The sequence below is a fragment of the Bradyrhizobium sp. P2_E8 genome, from assembly GCF_056403875.1.
On sequence record NZ_JBFUES010000617.1, the window covers coordinates 1 to 4,605 of the forward strand.

At 68.0% G+C, this 4,605-nt stretch carries 5 protein-coding genes; all 5 read right to left on the reverse strand.

Annotated elements, in window-relative coordinates:
* On the reverse strand, positions 1 to 195 hold a 195-nt coding region (locus AC1D00_RS27990; RefSeq protein ID WP_477012879.1), incomplete at its 3' end, for a ChbG/HpnK family deacetylase.
* A complete protein-coding gene (locus tag AC1D00_RS27995; RefSeq protein ID WP_477012880.1) occupies positions 192 to 1,238 on the reverse strand; it encodes a glycosyltransferase family 2 protein in 1,047 nt (348 codons plus the stop codon). The genes AC1D00_RS27990 and AC1D00_RS27995, both read right to left, overlap by 4 nt.
* A gap of 88 nt (positions 1,239 to 1,326) precedes the next feature.
* A complete protein-coding gene (gene hisG, locus AC1D00_RS28000; protein ID WP_135176485.1) occupies positions 1,327 to 2,304 on the reverse strand; it encodes an ATP phosphoribosyltransferase in 978 nt (325 codons plus the stop codon).
* Positions 2,305 to 2,307: 3 nt separating this feature from the next.
* On the reverse strand, positions 2,308 to 3,459 hold the full coding sequence (locus tag AC1D00_RS28005) for an ATP phosphoribosyltransferase regulatory subunit (RefSeq protein WP_135176486.1): 1,152 nt from the start codon (positions 3,457 to 3,459) through the stop codon (positions 2,308 to 2,310).
* Between the two features lie 210 nt (positions 3,460 to 3,669).
* On the reverse strand, positions 3,670 to 4,425 hold the full coding sequence (locus AC1D00_RS28010) for a 16S rRNA (uracil(1498)-N(3))-methyltransferase (protein WP_477012881.1): 756 nt from the start codon (positions 4,423 to 4,425) through the stop codon (positions 3,670 to 3,672).
* Positions 4,426 to 4,605: the final 180 nt, after the last annotated feature.

Sequence of the window (4,605 nt, forward strand, 5' to 3'; positions counted from 1 at the left end):
GCGCGGGCTCGTCTTCGCTGCGGCCTGGAGCGCCTCGATCTCGCCGCGGGCGATCGTGGGGCCCACCATCATCACCGAGGTGGCGTTGAGGCGGCCGCGTTCGATCAGGTCACGGATGGCGCGGTTGACGCCCGGGCTGATGCCGTAATCGTCGGCGCAGAGCCAGATCCGCCGCGGCGGCGCCGCCGCGCTCATTCCGCCGCCGTCCTCTTCGAGGCGTCCTCCGCCTTGTCGGTCTCGAAGTGCTTTTCACTGTGCTCGGCGACGAAGTAGATCGGGCGGGCCTTCAGCTCGGAGAGGATCTTGCCGATATATTCACCGACGATGCCGATCATGATCAGCTGGACGCCGCCGATCRTCATCAGGCCGACCACGAGCGAGGGATAGCCGGGGACCTGCTTGCCGGTGGTGAAGACCTCCCAGAGAATGGAGAGGCCGAACAGGAAGGCGATGCCGGCGAGCACGACACCGAGCAGGCTGGCGAAGCGCAGTGGTGCCACCGAGAACGAGGTCAGGCCCTCGATCGACAGGCCGAGCAGGCGCGCGGCGTTGAAGGTGGTGACGCCATGGGCGCGCGGCGCGGGCTCGTAGTCGACGCGGATCTGGCGGAAGCCGATCCAGCTTGCCAGGCCCTTGAAGAAGCGGTTGCGCTCCGGCAGTTGCCGAAGCGCCGTGACCGCGCGCGGCGAAAGCAGGCGGAAGTCGCCGGCATCTTCCGGAATCTTCTGGCGGGCGCCCCAGTTGATCAGGGCGTAGAAGCCATGCACGGCGAGCCGCCGCAGGAAGGTTTCGTTGTCGCGATGCGCCTTGGCCGTATAGACGACGTCATAGCCGTCATCGATCCAGTGTCGCACGAGCTGCTCGATGAGAGCCGGCGGATGCTGGCCGTCGCCGTCCATGAACATCACGGCGCCGAGGCGGGCATGGTCGAGGCCGGCCATCAGCGCCGCCTCCTTGCCGAAATTGCGCGACAGCGAGACCACCTGGACGTCGATCGCGTCGGCCGGCAGGCTGCGTGCGATCGACAGCGTCGCGTCCGCGCTGCCGTCGTCGACATAGACCACCTCGCAAGCGAGGCGATGGCGCTGCCKCAGGGTCCGTGCGAGATCGCAGATGCGCTGGTGCAGGGCGGCGAGGCCCGCCGCCTCGTTGTAGACGGGGACGACGATCGACAACCCCTTCGCAGCGGCGCTCGCCGCGGTGGTCGTCAGGCCGGAAACGTCAGAGCCCAGCGTCATCGATCAAGGTTCCAGAGGGCGTTCAAGGTCATCTCAACAGCATATGGTAGCTGCCGTTTGCTGTCGCTACGCTGAACGGACCTGAGGCTCACCGCCGCAGGAACGCCTCGAGCTTGGCGAACAGCGGGTTCTCCCGGTCGAACACGTAGTCGAGCGAAACCACCGAGACGGTCTCGGCGCCATGCTCGCGCAGGAAGCTTGCGAGCGCATAGAGCTGCCCCGGCGGGCAGTGCAGCGTCAGCATGCCCGACGAGGTCGGCCCGCCGAACGGGGCCTCGACGCCGAAGCGGCTGTAGGCCTCGCCGAGCAGGGCGGCGTCGCACTGCCGGAAACGGGTCCGGACCTCGCGGTACTTGTTGGCCCGCGCCCGCGCCGCGATGTGGTCGAGGATGATGCGCGCGGTCTCCCGCGCCTGCGGCGACCAGTCGGCATCCCTGGAGGCGACCAGATTGGCCTGGCTGCGCAGGATCATGCCGTCGTCGAGCACCCGCAAGCCGTTGGCGGCGAGGGTCGCGCCGGTCGTCGTGATATCGACGATCAGTTCGGCGCTGCCGGCCGCCGGCGCTCCTTCGGTCGCGCCCGCGCTTTCGACGATGCGGTAATCGGTGATGCCGTGGTTCTGGAAGAACGCGCGGGTGAGATTGACGAACTTGGTCGCGACCCGCATCCGCATGTGATGCTGCTCGCGGAAGCCGGTGGTGACGTCGTCGAGGTCGGCCATGGTGCGCACGTCGATCCACGCCTGCGGCACCGCCACCACGACGTCGGCATAGCCGAAGCCGAGCCCTTCGATCAGGGACACGCGCTTGTCGGCGTCCGCGATGTTCTCGCGCACCAGGTCCTCGCCGGTGACGCCGAGATGGGCGAAGCCGCGCGACAGCTGCGCGGCGATCTCGCTCGCCGAGAGATAGGCGACCTCGACATTGTCGAGGCCCGCGATGGTGCCGCGATAGTCGCGTGCGCCGCCGGCCTTCGACAGCTTGAGGCCCGCGCGGGCGAAAAAGGCCTCGGTGTTTTCCTGGAGGCGGCCCTTGGAGGGAACGGCCAGAACGAATGGCGCGCTCATGACTTAAGCTCCCACCTTGCGGCCGATCCGGGTCAGCGCGTCCACCCAGACCGAGAACCCGACCGCGGCGATCGGCTCGGCCGAACCAAGCTGGGTCATTAGCCCGTCATAGCGTCCGCCGGCGACCAGCGGCTCGGCGCCGTTGCCGCGGTGATGCAGCTCGAATTCGAAGCCGGTGTAATAGTCGAGCCCGCGTCCGAACGCGGTGGAGAAGCGCGTCTGCTTCACGTCGATGCCGCGCGCCGCCATGAAGCCGACCCGACTCTCGAACTGATCGATCGCAGCCGTGAGGTCGAGCCTGGCGTCGGTCGTGAGCGCGCGCAGCTCGGCGACGGCGTCGTCGGGATTGCCTGCGATCGACAGGAAGCGCTTGAGCACGGCGATCGCCTCGCGCGGCAGCGCGCCGCCCTTCAGGGTCGATTGCTCGAGGAAGCGGTCGGCGATCTCGGCGGTGGTGCGACCGCCGACATTGGTGGTCCCGGCGATCGACATCAAATCGGTGACGAAGGCGAGCGCGGCCTTGCGGTCGGAGCCGGCGAGCGCGGCCAGCACGCCCTCATATTCGCTGCGGGTGGCGGTCGTCGCGGCCGCCAGCCGCTCCAGATCCTGCTCCAGGCTGATCTTGCGGTTGAAGTCCTTGACCAGGCGGCGCCGCCAGACCGGATAGAGGTTGAGCGCGTCGAGCAGCGCGTTGAACAGCGCCACATCGCCGGTGCGGATCTCRACGTCGCGGACGCCGAAGGCGCTGGTCGCCTCCAGCGCCAGCGCCAGCATCTCGGCATCGGCCGCAGCGCGGTCCTGGCGGCCGAACGATTCGATGCCGGCCTGAAGAAATTCGCTGGCCTGGCCACTGCGGTAGCGGAACACCGGCCCGAGATAGCTGAACCCGGCCGGCTGGCCGGCGCGGCTGGAGGCGAGGTAATCGCGCGCCACCGGTATGGTCAGGTCCGGCCGCAGGCAGAGCTCCTCGCCGGTGAGGTCCGTGGTCAGGTACAGGCTCTTGCGGATGTCCTCGCCGGAAAGGTCCAGGAACGGCTCGGCCGGTTGCAGGATCGCCGGCTCGGCCCTGACATAGCCGGCCTGCGCGAACGACAAGAGCAGCGTATCCGCCCAGGCGGCGGAGCCGGCAGCATTTGAGGTGGCAGTCGCGGTCATCTCAGGGGTCCATCATCCCGGCGGAACCGGGCAGGGCAAGGGGAGGCATGGTAGTTGGCGCAGCCCTTAGCATGGCCGGAAAGCGGTTTCGACCTCCAAAGGATCAATCGCTTAACGGCCTGCCAACTCCCCTGCCAACGCCATCGTCATGCCCGGGACAAGCCCGGCCATGACGACCTCCTGCGGTCTCAAATGTGATCGCTACCAGAGCTAAGCGGCCTTGCCGCCCCAATCGCCCAGCACCGCCTGGACCAGCGCCAGCGCCGCCACCGCGGCGGTGTCGGCCCGCATGATCCGGGGCCCCAGGGCGAGCCGCAGGATCTTCGGCTGCCGCAGCAACAGCACCCGCTCTTCCTCGGCAAAGCCGCCTTCGGGGCCGATCAGCACGTCGATACCTTGTCCCGCCTCGCGTGCGCCTTGCAGGCTCTGAACGGGATTTTCGACCTCCGCGGCCTCATCGCAGAAGATGAGCAGGCGACCGGCGGCGCGCTGGCCCAGGAAGCGCTCCAGCGGCACCGGTTCGGCCACGGTCGCGATGCTCAGGATGCCGCATTGCTCGGCCGCCTCGACCACGTTGGCACGCATCCGCTCGGTGTTGACCCGGGAGGCCTGGGTGAACCGGGTCAGGACCGGTTGCAGGCTGGCGGCGCCCATCTCGATGGCCTTCTGGACCATGTAATCGAGCCGGGCGTGCTTGAGTGGGGCGAAGACGTAAGTGAGGTCCGCCAGCCGGTCCTGCGGCCGGGTCGGCTGGAGGATCACCAAGCCGTCCGGCCGTTTGCGGCCTTCGATGGCAGCCTGCCATTCGCCGTCGCGGCCGTTGAAGGCCAGGACCTCGGCCCCCGCGGCCAGCCGCAGCACATTGCCGAGATAATTGCTCTGGTCGCGGTCGAGCGGAACCCTGGCGTCCTGGGCGAGGGGGCCATCGACGAACAGGCGGGGGGCGCGAAAATCGTGGGAGGGCATCGTTCAAAGGTCCGTTTTGCCGCCGTTAGTAACCGAAAGCCGCCATTCCGGGGGTAAATATTGCCAAACCGGTGCGGCGGCGCGCCGCGCTCCTGCCCTATTCGACGGGTTGTTAAGCGCCGGCGGGAATCGTAAAAACGCGAACACGCTGGTTGYGCTTCAATTGGGAAGACGCCGAAC

Coding starts and splice junctions, on each gene's coding strand:
- hisG (WP_135176485.1), bottom strand. CDS start 2,304: ATGAGCGCGCCATTCGTTCTGGCCGTTCCCTCCAAGGGCCGCCTCCAG.
- AC1D00_RS28010 (WP_477012881.1), bottom strand. CDS start 4,425: ATGCCCTCCCACGATTTTCGCGCCCCCCGCCTGTTCGTCGATGGCCCC.